Annotated in this window: 16 protein-coding genes; 5 read left to right on the top strand and 11 right to left on the bottom strand. The window is 56.7% G+C overall.

Going from position 1 to position 15923, the window contains the following annotated elements; all coding sequences use genetic code 11:
* Position 1 precedes the first annotated feature (1 nt).
* A complete protein-coding gene (ptsP, locus tag RCA23_RS09875) occupies positions 2-2248 on the top strand; it encodes a phosphoenolpyruvate--protein phosphotransferase (RefSeq protein ID WP_044050171.1) in 2247 nt (748 codons plus the stop codon).
* Between the two features lie 135 nt (positions 2249-2383).
* Here ptsP and RCA23_RS09880 read toward each other — a convergent pair whose 3' ends face one another.
* The gene (locus RCA23_RS09880) at positions 2384-2884 is read right to left on the bottom strand and encodes a GNAT family N-acetyltransferase (RefSeq protein WP_044050172.1); all 501 of its coding nucleotides are present in this window, start codon (positions 2882-2884) and stop codon (positions 2384-2386) included.
* 72 nt (positions 2885-2956) lie between these two features.
* Here RCA23_RS09880 and RCA23_RS09885 point away from each other — a divergent pair, with 72 nt between their 5' ends.
* Positions 2957-3562, top strand: coding sequence for a flavin reductase family protein (locus tag RCA23_RS09885; RefSeq protein WP_044050173.1), 606 nt, complete (start codon positions 2957-2959; stop codon positions 3560-3562).
* A gap of 30 nt (positions 3563-3592) precedes the next feature.
* On the opposite strand, the gene RCA23_RS09890 is transcribed toward RCA23_RS09885, so the two are convergent.
* Entirely contained in the window at positions 3593-5224 is a 1632-nt protein-coding gene (locus RCA23_RS09890) for a SulP family inorganic anion transporter (protein ID WP_044050174.1), read from the bottom strand.
* Positions 5225-5406: 182 nt separating this feature from the next.
* On the opposite strand from RCA23_RS09890, the gene RCA23_RS09895 reads away from it, so the two are divergent.
* Complete coding sequence (locus RCA23_RS09895) at positions 5407-6282, top strand: S-methyl-5'-thioadenosine phosphorylase (protein ID WP_044050175.1); 876 nt, start codon at positions 5407-5409, stop codon at positions 6280-6282.
* Between the two features lie 86 nt (positions 6283-6368).
* Positions 6369-6899 (top strand): adenine phosphoribosyltransferase, encoded by a 531-nt coding sequence (locus tag RCA23_RS09900; protein WP_044051471.1) that lies wholly within the window; start codon positions 6369-6371, stop codon positions 6897-6899.
* Here the strand turns inward: RCA23_RS09900 and RCA23_RS09905 are convergent.
* From RCA23_RS09905 to coxB, 9 genes are read right to left on the bottom strand one after another with little or no spacing between them, the layout of a single operon-like run.
* Positions 6896-7480, bottom strand: coding sequence for a GNAT family N-acetyltransferase (locus RCA23_RS09905; RefSeq protein ID WP_044050176.1), 585 nt, complete (start codon positions 7478-7480; stop codon positions 6896-6898). The two genes, RCA23_RS09900 and RCA23_RS09905, sit on opposite strands and share 4 nt — an antisense overlap.
* A 3-nt stretch (positions 7481-7483) precedes the next feature.
* Complete coding sequence (locus RCA23_RS09910) at positions 7484-8746, bottom strand: M16 family metallopeptidase (protein ID WP_044050177.1); 1263 nt, start codon at positions 8744-8746, stop codon at positions 7484-7486.
* Positions 8743-10128 (bottom strand): threonine synthase, encoded by a 1386-nt coding sequence (thrC, locus tag RCA23_RS09915; protein ID WP_044050178.1) that lies wholly within the window; start codon positions 10126-10128, stop codon positions 8743-8745. The genes RCA23_RS09910 and thrC overlap by 4 nt, the downstream gene beginning before the upstream one ends.
* A gap of 10 nt (positions 10129-10138) precedes the next feature.
* Positions 10139-10849, bottom strand: coding sequence for an SURF1 family protein (locus RCA23_RS09920; RefSeq protein ID WP_236631345.1), 711 nt, complete (start codon positions 10847-10849; stop codon positions 10139-10141).
* Between the two features lie 51 nt (positions 10850-10900).
* Complete coding sequence (locus RCA23_RS09925; protein ID WP_044050179.1) at positions 10901-11704, bottom strand: cytochrome c oxidase subunit 3; 804 nt, start codon at positions 11702-11704, stop codon at positions 10901-10903.
* Positions 11705-11722: 18 nt separating this feature from the next.
* Entirely contained in the window at positions 11723-12292 is a 570-nt protein-coding gene (locus tag RCA23_RS09930; protein ID WP_044050180.1) for a cytochrome c oxidase assembly protein, read from the bottom strand.
* Complete coding sequence (locus RCA23_RS09935; RefSeq protein ID WP_044050181.1) at positions 12289-12477, bottom strand: hypothetical protein; 189 nt, start codon at positions 12475-12477, stop codon at positions 12289-12291. Before RCA23_RS09935 ends, RCA23_RS09930 begins: the two co-directional genes overlap by 4 nt.
* Complete coding sequence (gene cyoE / locus RCA23_RS09940) at positions 12474-13409, bottom strand: heme o synthase (protein WP_169701390.1); 936 nt, start codon at positions 13407-13409, stop codon at positions 12474-12476. The genes RCA23_RS09935 and cyoE overlap by 4 nt, the downstream gene beginning before the upstream one ends.
* 22 nt (positions 13410-13431) lie before the next feature.
* Positions 13432-14280: a cytochrome c oxidase subunit II gene (gene coxB, locus RCA23_RS09945; RefSeq protein WP_044050182.1), complete on the bottom strand. Its 849-nt coding sequence runs from the start codon at positions 14278-14280 to the stop codon at positions 13432-13434.
* Positions 14281-14468: 188 nt separating this feature from the next.
* Here coxB and tldD point away from each other — a divergent pair, with 188 nt between their 5' ends.
* Entirely contained in the window at positions 14469-15890 is a 1422-nt protein-coding gene (tldD, locus tag RCA23_RS09950) for a metalloprotease TldD (RefSeq protein WP_044050183.1), read from the top strand.
* Positions 15891-15923: the final 33 nt, after the last annotated feature.

Genomic DNA, 15923 nt, shown 5'->3' on the forward strand with positions numbered 1-15923 from the left:
GATGGTCCAAACCTCAGAGAGTGAAAGCCGCAAACTTCTTGGCGCTCTGCGCGACGCCATGGCCGAAGACTCGGCCGGTCAAGCGCGGCTTGATAAGATCGTGCAGCTGACCGCCAGCTCGATGCGCTCACAGGTTTGCTCAATCTACCTCTTTCGCGATCAAGACACATTGGAGCTTTGCGCCACGGAGGGCTTGAACGCCGCGGCGGTTCACAAGACCCGCATGCGCATCGGCGAAGGGCTGGTGGGCCGTGTGGCGCGCTATAATCAAATCATCAATACCGCAGACGCCCCCTCAGCCAAGGGCTTTCGCTTCATGGCGGAAACGGGTGAGGAAATCTATTCTTCCTTTCTTGGCGTTCCCATTCAGCGCTTGGGCGACTCGCTTGGGGTCTTGGTCGTGCAATCAAAAGAGGCCCGCGAATTTTCCGCCGATGAAATTTACGCGCTGGAAGTTGTGGCTATGGTCTTGGCAGAGATGACCGAACTGGGCGCCTTTGTCGGCGACGGCGATGCGCTCTCTGCCCGTCACCAAAAACCTGTGATGTTTCACGCCAAAAGCGCGCAGGATGGTGTGGCCGAAGGTCTGGTCTATCTGCATGAACCGCGGGTCGTTGTCACCAATCCCATTGCCGATGATCCCGAGATTGAAACGCAGCGGCTCGAGGATGCACTCGACCGGCTGCGCATTTCCGTCGACCAAATGCTCACCAATGCGCGCAGCGGTGATGCCGAGCAATTGGAAGTCCTCGAAGCCTACCGCCTCTTTGCCAATTCCAAAGGATGGCGGCGGCGTATGGAAGAAGACATCCAACGGGGCCTCTCGGCAGAGGCCGCTGTCGAAAAAGAACAATCCGCCGCCCGCAGCCGCATGGGGCAGTCGAAAGATGCCTATCTGCGCGAGCGCCTGCATGACTTGGACGACCTCTCCAACCGTCTGTTGCGGCTCCTCACTGGGCAGGGCAGCGATACGGGCGCTGAGGTGCCGCCCAACCCGATCCTCGTGGCCCGCAATATTGGCCCGGGTGAATTGCTCGACTATGGCCGCAGCCTGCGCGGGATTGTGCTGGAGGAGGGATCTGTCGGCTCCCATGCGGCCATTGTCGCCAGAGCGCTGGCCATTCCGCTGCTCATTCGCGCCAAGGGCATTGTGACCGAGGCGCTCAACGGCGACGCAATCATGATTGATGGCGATCAGGGCTATGTGCACCTGCGCCCGGATGAAGGCGTGCAAAAGGCCATGCGCGATAAAATCGCGATGATGCGCCAACAGGCGGATCGCTATGTCGAGCTACGCGATAAGCCCGCAAAGGCCAAATGCGGCACTGTCGTACAATTGCTCATGAATGCCGGCCTCATGGCCGATCTGCCCTCCCTGCCCAGTTCTGGCGCCGAGGGTGTGGGGCTGTTTCGCACAGAATTGCAGTTTTTGGCGCAAAACCAGATGCCAAAACGCGCCGAGTTGGTCTCGCAATACACGCGGGTGGTTGACGCCGCCGAAGGGCGCAAAGTGGTGTTTCGGACGCTAGATATCGGCTCTGACAAGGTGCTGCCCTATATGGTGCCGCAAGATGAGCCAAACCCGGCCATGGGCTGGCGCGCCATCCGGGTGGGGCTGGATAAGCCCGGCATTCTGCGCATGCAGCTGCAAGCGCTGCTGCGGGCCACGGCGGGGCGCGATCTTTGGGTCATGTTCCCCTTTATCGCACAATTTGATGAATTTCACGGCGCCTTGGCGGAGCTGGACCGGGCCAAGGCCCGTGAGATCAAACTGGGCCACGTCCTGCCGAAACAGATTCATGTGGGCGCCATGCTTGAAACCCCCTCTTTGGCCTTTGCACCAGACCAGTTTTTCAAAGAGGTCGATTTTCTCTCCATCGGCGGCAATGACCTGAAACAATTTTTCTTTGCAGCCGACCGAGAAAATGAGCGGGTACGCCGGCGCTATGACACGCTGAACACCAGCTTTCTGAACTTTCTGGAGCAGATCGTCACCCGCGCGCGCAGCAGTCAGACCCATCTGTCCTTTTGCGGCGAGGATGCAGGCAGACCGCTGGAGGCGGCTTGTTTTGCCGCTCTGGGCATTGGCACCCTCTCCATGCGCCCGGCCTCTGTCGCACCGGTCAAACACCTGATCCGGCGGATCAATCTCAAAGAGTTAAAGACCGTCATTGATGCGGCCCGCGCAGCGGGCCATCAGTCGGTGCGTGGCCCTGTGACCGAATGGCTGAAGAACGGCGCGCAGTGACCAAGGCGGCCGCGTCATGCCGCGAAATCCTATTAAGAAATCTTCAAAAGACCTCTGCACAACCCAACCACCAAGCCAAAACACTTTGCCCGGTGGCAACACCGGGCTGGGCAGGCCGCGGGGTCCTATGGAGGCCTATGGCTCGGCCTGCGACGGGGCGCGCGTGACCTTGCCCTGCACCCCATCCCAAGCCCCCGGAGCCAAGGACATGCCCAGAATGCGTTTGGGGTTGGTGGGTGGTGGCATTTCAACGCCGCTGAGCGGGCGAAATCCAAATCTTTGGTAATAGGGTGCATCCCCCACCAGCAGCACCCGGTTCCACCCAAGACCGGGCGCCAGGGCCAGGCTTTCGCGAATCAAATAGCCCCCCAGCCCCTCGCCCTGCCGGGTTGGGTGGACGGCAATGGGCCCAAGCAAGAGCGCAGGACGCTCCCCGACACACACCGGCCAATAGCGAATGGCGCCGGCCAGAATACCATCCCGATCCCGCGCCACCTGTGACAGCGCGGCAATCGGCAGCGTTCCATCGCGTAAACGATAGGAAGACAAAGCCTCCCGGCCCGGAGCAAAGCACAAATCATACAGCGCTTCGACTTCCCACCAATCTGCGTCTGTCTCGCGGTTTAAATGAAACACCGCCCGGTCCTCTTTCCTTTTGCAACTGGCCTAACACGCGGTTACGCTCGGCGTAAACCCAGAGGAGAGCATATGTTTTATCGTCCCGAAGAGGGTCACGGCCTGCCGCATAACCCGTTTAATGCCATCGTGACCCCCCGGCCCATCGGTTGGATCTCAACGCAGGACGCCGCGGGCGGGCGCAACCTGGCGCCCTATTCGTTTTTCAACGCCGTGGCCTATGTGCCGCCGCAAGTGATGTTTGCATCCACCGGCGCAAAACCCGATCAGGATGGCACGAAAGACAGCGTCAGCAACATCCGCGAAACGGGGGTGTTTTGCGTCAATATTGTTGAATTTGCCATGCTGGACGCAATGAATACCTCCTCGGCAAGCCTTGGCAAGCAAGAGGATGAGTTTGCCCATGCAGGGCTTGAGGCCGTGGCCTGTGAAACCATCAAGGGGTTTCGTGTTGGCGGCGCGCCTGCCAGCCTCGAGTGTAAGGTGACGCAGATCATCACCCTGGCCGGGCCGGCAAATTTTGCCGTCTTCGGGGAGGTGACCGGCGTGCATATGCGCGACGATTGTCTGGTGGATGGCCTGTTTGATGTGAAAAAGTTCAAGCCATTGGCGCGTTTAGGCTATAAAGATTACACCGTTGTGGACGATACGTTTTCCCTGAGCCGCCCGGACGATTGATCGGGGCGGGCCGCAAAGGTGCTTTGGGGTCTAATGCCCGGCGGCCAAAATGCCCGTGCGCACGCCGTAATCCACGGCGATTTGATAATCGGGGTCATCGTCACTGTCGACGATCAGATGCCCGGCCTTGCTTAGCAGGTAATGGCAATCTTTGCTTAGGTGACGCAGTTGGATGCGCTTGCCCGCCTCTTCATATTTCAGCGCCAAGGCCTCAATCGCCTGCAGCGCCGATTGATCGGCAACCCGGCTGTCGGCAAAATCGACGATGACGGTCTGCGGATCCTCATATGGGGTAAACAGCTCTGAAAACCCCTCCGACGAGCCAAAGAACAGCGGGCCGCGGATTTTGTAAACCTTGGTGCCATCACTCTCAATCGCGCGGTTCGCATGGATGCGGGTGGCGTTTTGCCAAGCATAGGCCAGCGCTGAGACAATAACCCCAACCACAACCGCGATGGCAAGGTCAGTCATCACCGTCACGGCCGTCACCAGAATGATCACAAAAGCATCCGTCAACGGCACTTTGCGCATGATCATCAAACTGTTCCAAGCAAATGTTCCGATCACAACCATGAACATCACGCCGACCAAGGCTGCCAGCGGAATTTGTTCGATTAAGGGCGAGGCGACAACGATAAAAGCCAAGAGGAACAGCGCCGCCGCGATGCCCGCAATCCGCGTGCGGCCACCAGATTTCACATTGATCATCGATTGACCGATCATAGCGCAGCCCCCCATGCCCCCAAAAAACCCGGTGACAGTGTTCGCAATGCCCTGCGCGATGCTCTCTTGGCTCGCACCGCCCCGCTTATTGGTGATGTCCCCCACAAGATTGAGCGTCAGCAGGCTTTCAATAAGCCCAATGGCAGCCAGAATGCCCGCATAGGGCAGGATAATCCAAAAAGTTTCCAACGTCACAGGTACGCTGGGGATATGAAACTGCGGCAAACCGCCCTCAATACTGGCCAAATCGCCAACGCGCGGTACGTCAATGCCAAAGGCAATCACAATCACCGCCACGATGCCAATGCCAGCCAAAGGGGCCGGAACGGCTTTGGTCAGCTTGGGCATGCCCCAGACGATCACCATGGTCAGCGCGACCAGCCCCAGCATAACCAACATAGGCAGGCCCGAAAGCCACTCCCCGCTCGACATGCCCTGCCCGGTGTTGACCACAGATCCCGGCACTTTGAACTGGGTCATCTGCGCGAGGAAAATGACGATGGCCAAGCCATTCACGAAACCCAGCATCACTGGATGCGGCACAAGCCGAATGAATTTGCCCCATTTCATGATGCCAACAAAAATTTGAATAAGCCCCATAAGCACCACGGTTGCAAAAAGATATTCGACCCCGTGCTGCGCCACAAGCGCCACCATAACCACCGCCAGAGCGCCCGTTGCACCGGAAATCATACCAGGGCGACCACCGATCAGGGCGGTGATAAGGCCAACGATGAAGGCGGCATAAAGCCCAACCAAAGGGTGCACCCCAGCGACAAAGGCAAAGGCCACCGCCTCAGGCACCAGCGCCAAAGCCACAGTGAGACCGGCCAACAGCTCGATCCGGATCCGGCCCGGGGTCAACGGCTCCCCGGCGCTCAAGTTAAAACTGGCAAAAGAAGATTTGACCGCTGATGCAGCCAATGAAACACGAGACATAATGGAAACCTTTTTGTCGAACAGTCGAAACCTTGCCGCCTCATATCATATATATCGCGGAGGTCACGGAATTCTTAACCTGCTGGGAAATTTTGAACACAATGGCGCGGTCTGCGACTGGCGCGGCGCATAAAAACATGTAACAAAATGAGGACTCTTTGGCATTTTTAAGGACGCAAGCGATGAGCAAAACAAAAATTGGCGTGATTGGTGGCTCCGGGATTTACGAAATTGACGGGTTGCAAAACCCCAAATGGCAACAGGTCGAGAGCCCTTGGGGCACAGCTTCCGATGAGCTGCTCACCGGAGAGTTGGACGGTGTCGAAATGGTGTTTTTGCCGCGACACGGGCGCGGCCATGTCCACGCCCCCAGTGATGTGCCCTATCGCGCCAATATTGACGCTCTAAAACGGCTTGGGGTCACAGATGTCATCTCTGTGAGCGCCTGCGGCTCGTTTCGCGATGCGATGGCACCGGGGCATTTTGTGATTGTGGATCAATTTATTGATCGCACGCGGCAGCGCGCCAGCTCCTTCTTCTCCAGCGGTTGCGTGGGTCATGTCAGCCTCGCCCATCCCACCTGCCCGCGGCTATCGGCGGCCTGCGCTGAGGCGGCAAGGGCGGAGGGGATCACCGTGCATGAGGGTGGCACATATCTCGCAATGGAAGGGCCGCAATTTTCGACCCTGGCTGAAAGCCGCATGTACCGTGAAAGCTGGGGGGCGGATGTGATCGGGATGACCAATATGCCAGAGGCAAAACTCGCGCGCGAAGCCGAGTTATGCTATGCCTCTGTGGCCATGATCACTGACTATGACAGCTGGCACCCAGACCATGGGGAGGTCGATGTGACGGATATCATCAAAACCCTCATGGGCAATTCAGCGCAGGCCAAGGGGATGGTGGCGCGCCTGCCGCAGCTATTGGGTGAAACCCGCGACGCCTGCCCGCATGGCTGCGATAGGGCGCTGGAATGTGCCATACTCACCGCCCCAGACGCCCGTGACCCTGTTTTGGTCGGCAAGCTCGATGCGGTGGCCGGGCGGGTTTTGCGCTAAAGCGCCATCCTGCAAGGCATCGCAAATTGGGGCTCGTTTCTGTCGCCAGAGCTGCTATGACGGGCGCGCCACATGAGGAATGTACCATGAAGACCGTGAAAGACTATATCCGTACCATCCCTGATTTCCCCCATGAGGGGATCATGTTCCGCGATGTCACCACACTTTTTGCCGACCCGCGCGGCCTGCGTTTGGCGATTGATCAGCTGCTGCACCCCTATGCAGGTGTCCAGGTGGATAAAATCGTCGGCCTTGAGGCCCGCGGTTTCATTCTTGGCGGTGCGATTGCCCACCAACTGGGAAAAGGTTTTGTCCCAATCCGCAAGCAGGGCAAGCTGCCCGGCAAAACCCTGTCACAGGCCTACACATTGGAATATGGCGAAGCGGTGATGGAAATCCATGAAGACGCGATTGAAGCGGGTGAAAAGGTTTTGGTGGTTGATGATCTTTTGGCCACGGGCGGCACCGCGGTGGCGGGCCTAAAGCTCTTGGAGCGTCTCGGCGCCGATGTCATCGGATGCGCGTTTGTTATTGATCTGCCAGATCTTGGCGGCCGACGTGTTCTGGAGGGTCTAGACATGCCGGTCCATTGCCTCTGCTCTTACGAGGGCGTTTAGCCCGCCTCTGTTTTTCCGCGTCGGTCAAAGCGGATCGCGGCATAAAGCACATGGGTGCGCCAGCGCCCCGCGATTTGCAAATAACTCTGCGCCACGCCTTCATATTTAAAGCCGCAGCTCTCCAGCAAACCGCGTGAGGCTTGGTTTTCCGGCAAGCAGGCCGCTTCAATTCGGCTAAGATCCAGCTTGCGAAACGCATGGGCCACCAGCCCGGTGACCGCCTCGCGCATATAGCCCTGACGCGCGAATCTCTCGCCGGTCCAATATCCCAAAGTGCCCGCCTGAGCCGGGCCTCTGCGGATATTGTCCAATGTGACCGCCCCGACCAGCGCCTGATCGGTCTTGCGAACCAAAAACAAAGGGCAACCCGAACCATTTTTGACCGCGCGCTGTGCCCAATACACACGCGCCGTAAAGTTTCGCCGGGTCAAATGCTCCTCTGACCAAACCGGGTCCCAAGGAGACAGGAAATCGCGACTGTCGCTGCGCAGATCCACCCAAGCGCGGAAGTCATTGTGTTGAGGCAACCGCAGGATCAGCCGGTCCGTCTCGCACACAGGCTTGGAATTACGGGCAAACATCACTCACGCCACCAATCTGGCCTGCAGTGCCGCAATGTCGGGCGCATCGCTCACCGGTCCGTAAAGCGCCATAGCCGCGGGCGCACCGCCTGACATCGCTCCCGCATAGCCGCGCACGGCCTCCACGCTGACCGCATCAATTTGCGCCACAACCTCGTCCAAAACAGGGATACGATCCCAAATCGAGATCATCCGTGCCAGACGCTCCGCCCGCGCAGAGGGGCTTTCCAGCCCCATCAACATGCCCGCCTTCATCTGAGCCCGTGCCCGGGCAACTTCAACTTCGCTCATATCTTCCGCCGCACGTTTCAGCTCATCTACGGTGATATGCGCCAAATCCGCCAGCTTATCGCCAGAGGTCCCAGCATAGAGTGTCATTGTGCCCGTGTCGCAATAGGCGCCAGCGCTGGCAAAAATAGAATAGCACAGGCCACGCTTTTCGCGCACCTCTTGAAACAGCCGGGACGACATGCCACCGCCGAAAGCTGACGAAAAAATCTGTGCCGTGTAGATATCGGGATCTTTGTAATTCGGGCTTTCAAAGGACAAAGCAAAATGCGCCTGCTCAAGATCTTTCACACGGCGCATTTCCCCACCCTGAAATTGCGCCGGCGTCACCTGTGCCTGCGCCCGCGCGGTCAAATCGCCAAAAATATCCTCACATTGACGCAAAATTTCCGCATGATCCACCGCTCCGGCCGCCGCCAGAACCATTTGATCGGGGCTATAATGCTCACGGACAAATTGCGACAGGTCCGTTTTTTGAAAGTGAGCCACCCGCTCCTCTGGCCCTAGAATTGATCTCCCAATGGCCTGACCGGGATAAGAGACCTCTTGCAGCCAATCAAAGATGATATCATCTGGAGTATCCAGCGCTTGGCCGATCTCAGAGAGGATGACCCCACGCTCAACTTCAATCTCCGCCGGATCAAAAACCGAATTGAGCACAATATCTGAAATCACATCCAGGGCCAAAGGCACATCGCCCTGCAATACCCGGGCATAATAGGCGGTCATCTCGCGGCTGGTATAGGCATTGATATACCCGCCCACATCCTCAATCGCCTCAGCAATTTGCACCGAACTGCGCCGCGCTGTCCCCTTAAAAGCCATATGCTCAAGAAAATGCGCAATGCCATTTTGTTCAATGCGCTCATGGCGGCCGCCGGCGTTGACCCATATGCCGACAGAGGCAGATTTCAGCCCCGGCATATGCTCGGTGACGATGCGAAAGCCATTTTTCAGGCGATGGGTTTGGACGGTCAAAGGGCTATACGCTCGCGAACTAGAGATTTCATAAGTTGCAAATCATTGGGCATTTCGGTCACGCGCTCATCGCGGTCAAACAAATCAGCCAACCAACGTGGCAACGCGGGCCGCAGGCCCATGGCCGCTTCCACAGCGTCCGGAAATTTTGCCGGATGTGCCGTTGCCAGCGTGACCATCGGAGAGCTTCCCAAATGTTCCTCGGCCACTTTCACCCCGACGGCGGAATGCGGACAGAGCACTTCGCCGGTGGCGGCAAAGAAGCTTTGGATGGTGGCGCTGGTTTGCTCATCGGAGCTGCGGCCACTGTCAAAATGCGCGCGCAAGGCTTGTAAGGCCCCCTGGCTGATGCCGAAACCGCCCTGCTTCATCTCTCCCATCAGCTGCGCCACAGCAGCGCCATCTCGGTCATAGGCATCAAAGAGCGCCCGCTCAAAATTCGAGGACACTTCGATATCCATGGAGGGGGTAATGGTCGGAAAGACTTGATCGGTGTCATAGCGTCCGGTGTTTATGGCGCGGTGCAAGATGTCATTTCGGTTGGTGGCAATCACCAAACGGTCAATCGGCAGCCCCATGCGCTTGGCGATATAGCCGGCAAAAATATCTCCAAAGTTACCCGTGGGGACGGTGAAGGAGATCTTACGGTGCGGGGCGCCTAGGCTGGTTGCGGCGCTAAAATAATATACCACTTGCGCCAAAACCCGGGCCCAGTTGATTGAGTTGACCCCAGCCAGTTTCACCCCATCGCGGAATTCAAAGTCGTTGAACATATCTTTGAGCATGGCTTGGCAGGTGTCAAATGTGCCCTCCATTGCAATGGCGTGGACATTGGCCTCGACCGGTGTGGTCATTTGGCGGCGCTGCACCTCTGAGACCCGGCCATTGGGAAAGAGAATAAATACATTGGCGGCATCCAAGCCGCGAAAAGCCTCAATCGCAGCCGACCCGGTGTCGCCAGAGGTGGCTCCGACGATGGTCACCTGCTCGCCGCGCCGGGCGAGTGCCTTTTGAAACAGCTGACCAATCAGCTGCATGGCAAAATCCTTAAAGGCCAGCGTTGGGCCATGGAACAGCTCAAGCAGATGATGGTTTGGACCCAATTGCACCAATGGCGCACGTGCGGCATGGCCAAAACTCGCATAGGCCGTTGTAATCGCATCCATCAACTCGGAATCGCTGAAACAATCGCCCACAAAGGGCTTCATCACGCGAAAAGCGATCTCCTCATAGGGTTGGCCGGCCAGCGCCGCAATATCGTTGGCACTCATCTGCGGGATGTTTTGCGGCACGTAAAGCCCGCCGTCCCGCGCCAGTCCACTCAACATGGCCTCTTCGAATGATAAAACAGGCGCATTCCCGCGGGTTGAGATGTATTTCATTGCCTTGGCCCTAAGTTTTGATGTTACGGGATCGGTAAAGGAAATATCCAGACATTCCAAGCCAGATTAATGCCAAAGAAAACCAGGTCAGCGCATAATTGAGATGGTCATTTGGGATATTGGCACTCATTTTCGGCAAGGGTGTGGCCGCGTCACCGGCAAAGCTGCTGCTCCGCAGCACCAATAAGATTGGCTCAGTCTGCAAATACGCGGATAATGCGCGCACATCTCGGGCAAACCATATGTTCGCTGCAAGATCATTGTCAGGGGTAAAGCTGTCAATTTCCTGTGGCCACTGCAGGTTGCCCGTCACTTGGCCAGATCCCTCAGGTATCGCAGGCATATCGGCGCGCACCGATGCAAACCCACGATCCACTATGATCTTACGGCCATCACTCAGCTCAAAGGCATTGATCAATCTATAGCCTGCACCATATATTTTTTGCGACACGAGGACACGGACCGTGTGATCTCCGATATATTGCCCTGTGCCACGCACGGGCAGAAGATCATGGGTGGCAGGCGCGACCTGGGCGGGAATATCAATGGCGGGCGCCAAAATCTTGCGCTCAATCTGCGCCAGAATTTCGGTTTTCCAGGCCAAGCGCTGCAATTGCCAGACGCCCAGCCCCAATAAGACAGCCGTGCCCACTGCGCCCAATAAGATCATGCCCCAATACCGCATTTCATCCCCTTCAAAGTGCAAAAAGGGCAGCTGCACGCCGCCCTTCTCATAAAGTGATCACCGCGCCGAAGCGCCGGCAAGGCCGATTTAGCCAGCCCAAAGATAGACGGCTGCGAACAAAAAGAGCCAAACCACATCCACGAAGTGCCAATACCAGGCTGCAGCCTCAAAACCCACATGGCTTTGCGGTGTGAAATGACCCTTGTTGGCGCGGATCAAACAGACCAGCAGGAAGATTGTCCCAATCAGAACATGCATGCCGTGGAAGCCTGTGGCCATAAAGAAGTTGGCGAAGGTGATCTCACCAGAGAACGTCCAGCCATCAACAACCAGCAATTCATGGTACTCATAGACCTGAAATGCTGTGAAAACAGCGCCAAAAGCAATCGCCAGGATCAACCCCATGCGCAGGTCTTTGCGGTTGTTGTCATGCACCAAAGCGTGGTGGGCCCAGGTGGCGGCACATCCTGAGATCAAAAGCAGAAGCGTGTTGATCAAGGGCAATTCGAAGGCGTTGATTTGGTGAAACTCGGGCTTCACATATTCCGTGCCGACATATTCATACATCGGATACAGCTGATGCTTAAAGAAGCTCCAGAACCAAGCCGAGAAGAACATGATTTCAGACATAATGAACAAGATGAACCCATAGCGCAGGCCAATTTGCACAACGGGCGTGTGATCGCCCACATGGCTTTCAGCCACAACTTCGCTCCACCATGCGTACATGATGTAGAGCACGCCAACAAAGCCGGCCAAGAAGATGTAGGGTCCGTTGTCATGCATCCAGAGGATCGCCCCTGTCAGCATCACCAAAGCCGACAATGAGCCCAGAAGCGGGTTCACCGAAGGGGGAAGGATGTGATAATCGTGGTTCTTTTCATGTGCCATAGTTGGGCCTCGTCGAACTTAGTTTCGTTTTATGGGTGTATCGATCTGCAACGCAGCCTGCGCCTCAGGCAAATCAATTTCGTGGAACGTATACGATAAAGTAATCGTATGGATATACTTACCTTCTGTGTCATCCACAATTTCAGGATCAACATAGAAAGTCACGGGCATCTGGACCCGCTCACGAGGCATCAACAGCTGCTCTTCGAAGCAAAAACAATCGATTTTGGTGAAAAAGCCGCCCGCTTGGTAGGGGGTGACATTATAGCTGGCCGATCCGGCAATGGGCCGGTCGGTGGGATTATAGGCCTCATAAAAGGCCAGACCGGTTTCACCGATTTTCAATTCCATCGTGCGTTCAACGGGTTTGAAGCGCCATTTCATGTCTTTGTCGACAGAGGCGTCAAAGCGAATCTTGATGGTTTCATCCAAGATCGTCTCGCTGCCCAAATCGGCCGTGCCTGTCACACCGCCAAAGCCTGTAACCCGGCAAAACCAGTCATAAAAGGGCACACTGGCCCAAGCCAGGCTCCCCATCAGCACCACAACAGACAAAGTTTGGGTGAGGGTTTTGGTCTTTGGCGTCACTGGCTCGCCTCCTCGGTCACCGATGCACGCGGTGCGTGGTCATATCCCTCGACCGGACCCGTATTGGTGATCTTCACCAAGCTCAGCACCGTGACCAAGCCGATAAACAGCACCAAACAAATCGCCACGCCAAGGTTTTGACTGCGTCGGCGCCTATGCATATCTGTTTCAACACGAAAACTCATGACCAGCCTCCCAACCCATAGGGCGCCAAAAGCGCCTCTGCCAAAATCGCAAGGAAATGCACGAAGAGATAGAGCAGCGAAAACTTAAAGAAGGCCCGCTCTACCTTGAAATTATCCGCCTCGGACGCCAGCTCATCACGCCGCCAAATGTGGACAGCATCTTTCAGCACGATCACATTGCAGATCAACGCCACAATCAGATATATCACGCCCCCAATCGAGGTGAAGGCCAAGCCAATTGCCAGGGCCGCTTGCAGCACCGCATAGGCGAGAATGTGACGCCGGGTTGCCGGACGCCCGTGGGTAACCGTGAGCATGGGCACATCGGCATCATCGTAATCGGAGCGCATGAAAAGGGCGAGCGCCCAGAAATGCGGTGGGGTCCACATGAAGATCAAAGCAAACATCAAGACCGCCTCGACGGAGACAGAGCCCGTGGCTGAAACCCACCCAATCAGCGGCGGGAAGGCTCCAGCCGCACCACCGATCACAATATTTTGTGGCGTCACGCGCTTGAGCCATATGGTGTAAATCACCGCATAAAAGAAGATGGTAAAGGCGAGCCATGCGGCCGCATGCCAATTGGCCGCAAGCCCCAGCATGAGAACGGAGAGACCAGACAAAGCCACCCCCAGCCCCAATGCCGCATCGAGCGAGATACGCCCCGATGGAATGGGGCGGGATTTTGTGCGACGCATAATCGCGTCAATATCCGCATCCCACCACATATTCAAAGAGCCCGATGCGCCGCCGCCAATGGCGATGAATAAGATCGCACAAAAGGCCTCAACCGGGTGCAAGCTCACAGGCGCGGCCATCAACCCAACGAAGGCTGTGAACACCACCAACGACATGACACGCGGCTTGAGTAAGGCCACATAGTCGCCAAACACCGGATCGTACTCTGCGTTATGATCTGCCACCGTCACCATCTACCTTTTGCTCAACACGCGTTTAGTTTGATGCCACTTGAACCGATTGTGGCACGCCAGCGAGTTCTTCTATCGTGCTGGAAAGCCATGCGTCATATTGCTCTTGGCTCACCACTTTTACAGTGATTGGCATATAGGCATGGGCCTGGCCGCAGAGCTCAGAGCACTGACCGAAGTAAACGCCCTCTTTCTCTGCCGCAAACCACAGCTCAGCCAAACGTCCGGGAACCGCATCTTGTTTCACGCCAAAGGCAGGAATGGTCCAAGAGTGAATCACATCAGCGCCGGTCAGCTGCATCACAACGGTCGCGCCAACGGGCACAACAACGGCTGTATCGGTGGCCAGCAAATATTCATCGGGCGCATAGCCATAATCGGCCAGTTCATCTTTTTGCAGCATCACGCTGTCAAAACCAAAGTCATGATCGACATATTCATAGCCCCAATACCACTGGTACCCGGTGACTTTGATGGTGATGTCGGCTTCTGGGATTTCTTGCTGCTTAAACAAAATTGGCAGCGAGAACGCACCAATCACAACCAAAATACCAACCGGAACGACCGTCCAAGCCACTTCGAGAACCGAATGGTGGGTAAAAGTGCCTGGCGTGTCGTTGCGGCTGCGGTGGAACTTGAACGCAGCATAGGCCAGCAAACAGGTCACAAAGACAGAAATCACTGTGATGATGACCAACAAGAAATTGTCGAGCCAAACAAGATCGCGCATCAATTCCGTCGCCGGAAATTGAAAGCCCATGCCCTTGGGCTCCGGCTTGCCGATGGTTTCCAATCCTTGGAAATTTTCTTGTGCTTGAGCAACGCCAGCCAAAGTGACCAGTGCCGCGCTTAACAGAGACGTAAGAATTCGCATGTTCTACCCTATGTCTTTCGCGCCTTCGCGCTTTTCCGCCACACGAATGTGTGACGCGTGATTGTATTTTATGCAGCATCAATCATAACATTGCCTCACACGCAATTGGTTGATCCGCGTCAAAGGGACGCCAGTGGCAAAATTCACCCGCGAAAACCACTTTTCGCCAAAATATCGCAAGGAATTTCATGACTGATTCTCTATTTCGCCCGTTTGAGACCCATCTCGATCGGGAGTCGGCCCGTGAAATTCTTAAATCAACCCTGATTGGAGCGGAAGATGGGGAGCTGTTTTTAGAGCGCTCTAGGTCCGAAGTGTTGTCTTTTGACGACGGGCGGCTGCGCACGTCGAGTTTTGATGCCTCTGAAGGCTTCGGTCTGCGCGCAGTCCAGGGCGAGCGGGTCGGCTACGCGCATGCAACCGAAATTTCCGAACAGGCCATGCGCCGCGCAGCAGGCACCGTACGCTTGGCCGTTCAGGCAGGTGGCGGGCCATTATGCGCCGCGCCGCCCGCCACCAATCGCCGTCTCTACAGCGATCACAACCCCCTCAGCGATTCGAGCTTTCCGGCCAAGATCGATATTCTGCGCGAGATTGATGCTTATGCCCGCGGTTTGGACCGCCGCGTGGTCCAAGTCTCAGCCACGATCGCAGCCTCCCATCAAGAGGTGGTCATCTTGCGCGCAGAGGGGCCTGATGTTTCCGACAGCCGCCCAATGGTGCGCATGAATGTCTCAGTTATTGTGGAGCAAGACGGGCAACGCCAAACCGGCTATGTCGGCGGCGGTGGGCGCTATGGGCTGGGTGGCATGCTTGAACCAAGCCATTGGCAACCTTTGGTGCGCGAAGCTCTGCGCATCGCTGTGGTCAACCTCGCCGCTATTCCCGCACCTGCGGGGGTCATGGATGTGGCCCTGGGTGCAGGATGGCCCGGCATCTTATTGCATGAAGCGGTTGGCCATGGGCTGGAAGGTGATTTCAACCGCAAAGGCACCTCTGCCTTCGCGGGTCTCATGGGCCAAAGGATCGCGGCCCCAGGTGTCACGGTCCTGGATGATGGCACAATACCAGACCGCCGCGGATCGATCAGCATTGACGATGAGGGCACACCAAGCGGCAAAAATACCTTGATCGAAGACGGAATATTGATCGGCTATATGCAGGACCGACAAAACGCGCGGCTCAGCGGCAATGCCCCAACAGGCAACGGCCGCCGCCAGAGCTTTGCCCATGCGCCCATGCCGCGCATGACCAACACCTATATGTTGGGCGGGGATGTGGATCCCAAGGATATGCTTTGCGATATGAAAGACGGCATTTACGCCGTAGGCTTCGGCGGCGGTCAAGTCGATATCACCAACGGGAAATTCGTCTTTTCCTGCACCGAGGCCTATCAGGTCAAAAACGGCAAGGTTGGCGCCCCAGTCAAAGGCGCCACGCTGATTGGCGATGGGGCCACAGCCCTGCAACAGATTCGCGCCATCGGCAATGACATGCGGCTCGACGACGGCATGGGCAATTGCGGCAAGCAAGGCCAATGGGTGCCCGTGGGCGTGGGGCAGCCATCCTTGCTGATCGGTGGATTGACCGTGGGGGGATCGGCGACTTAAAGCGCATCGCACCCGCGCTTTGCGCGCTTTCAC

The sequence above is a fragment of the Planktomarina temperata RCA23 genome (assembly GCF_000738435.1).
In the GTDB taxonomy this organism is placed as follows: domain Bacteria; phylum Pseudomonadota; class Alphaproteobacteria; order Rhodobacterales; family Rhodobacteraceae; genus Planktomarina; species Planktomarina temperata.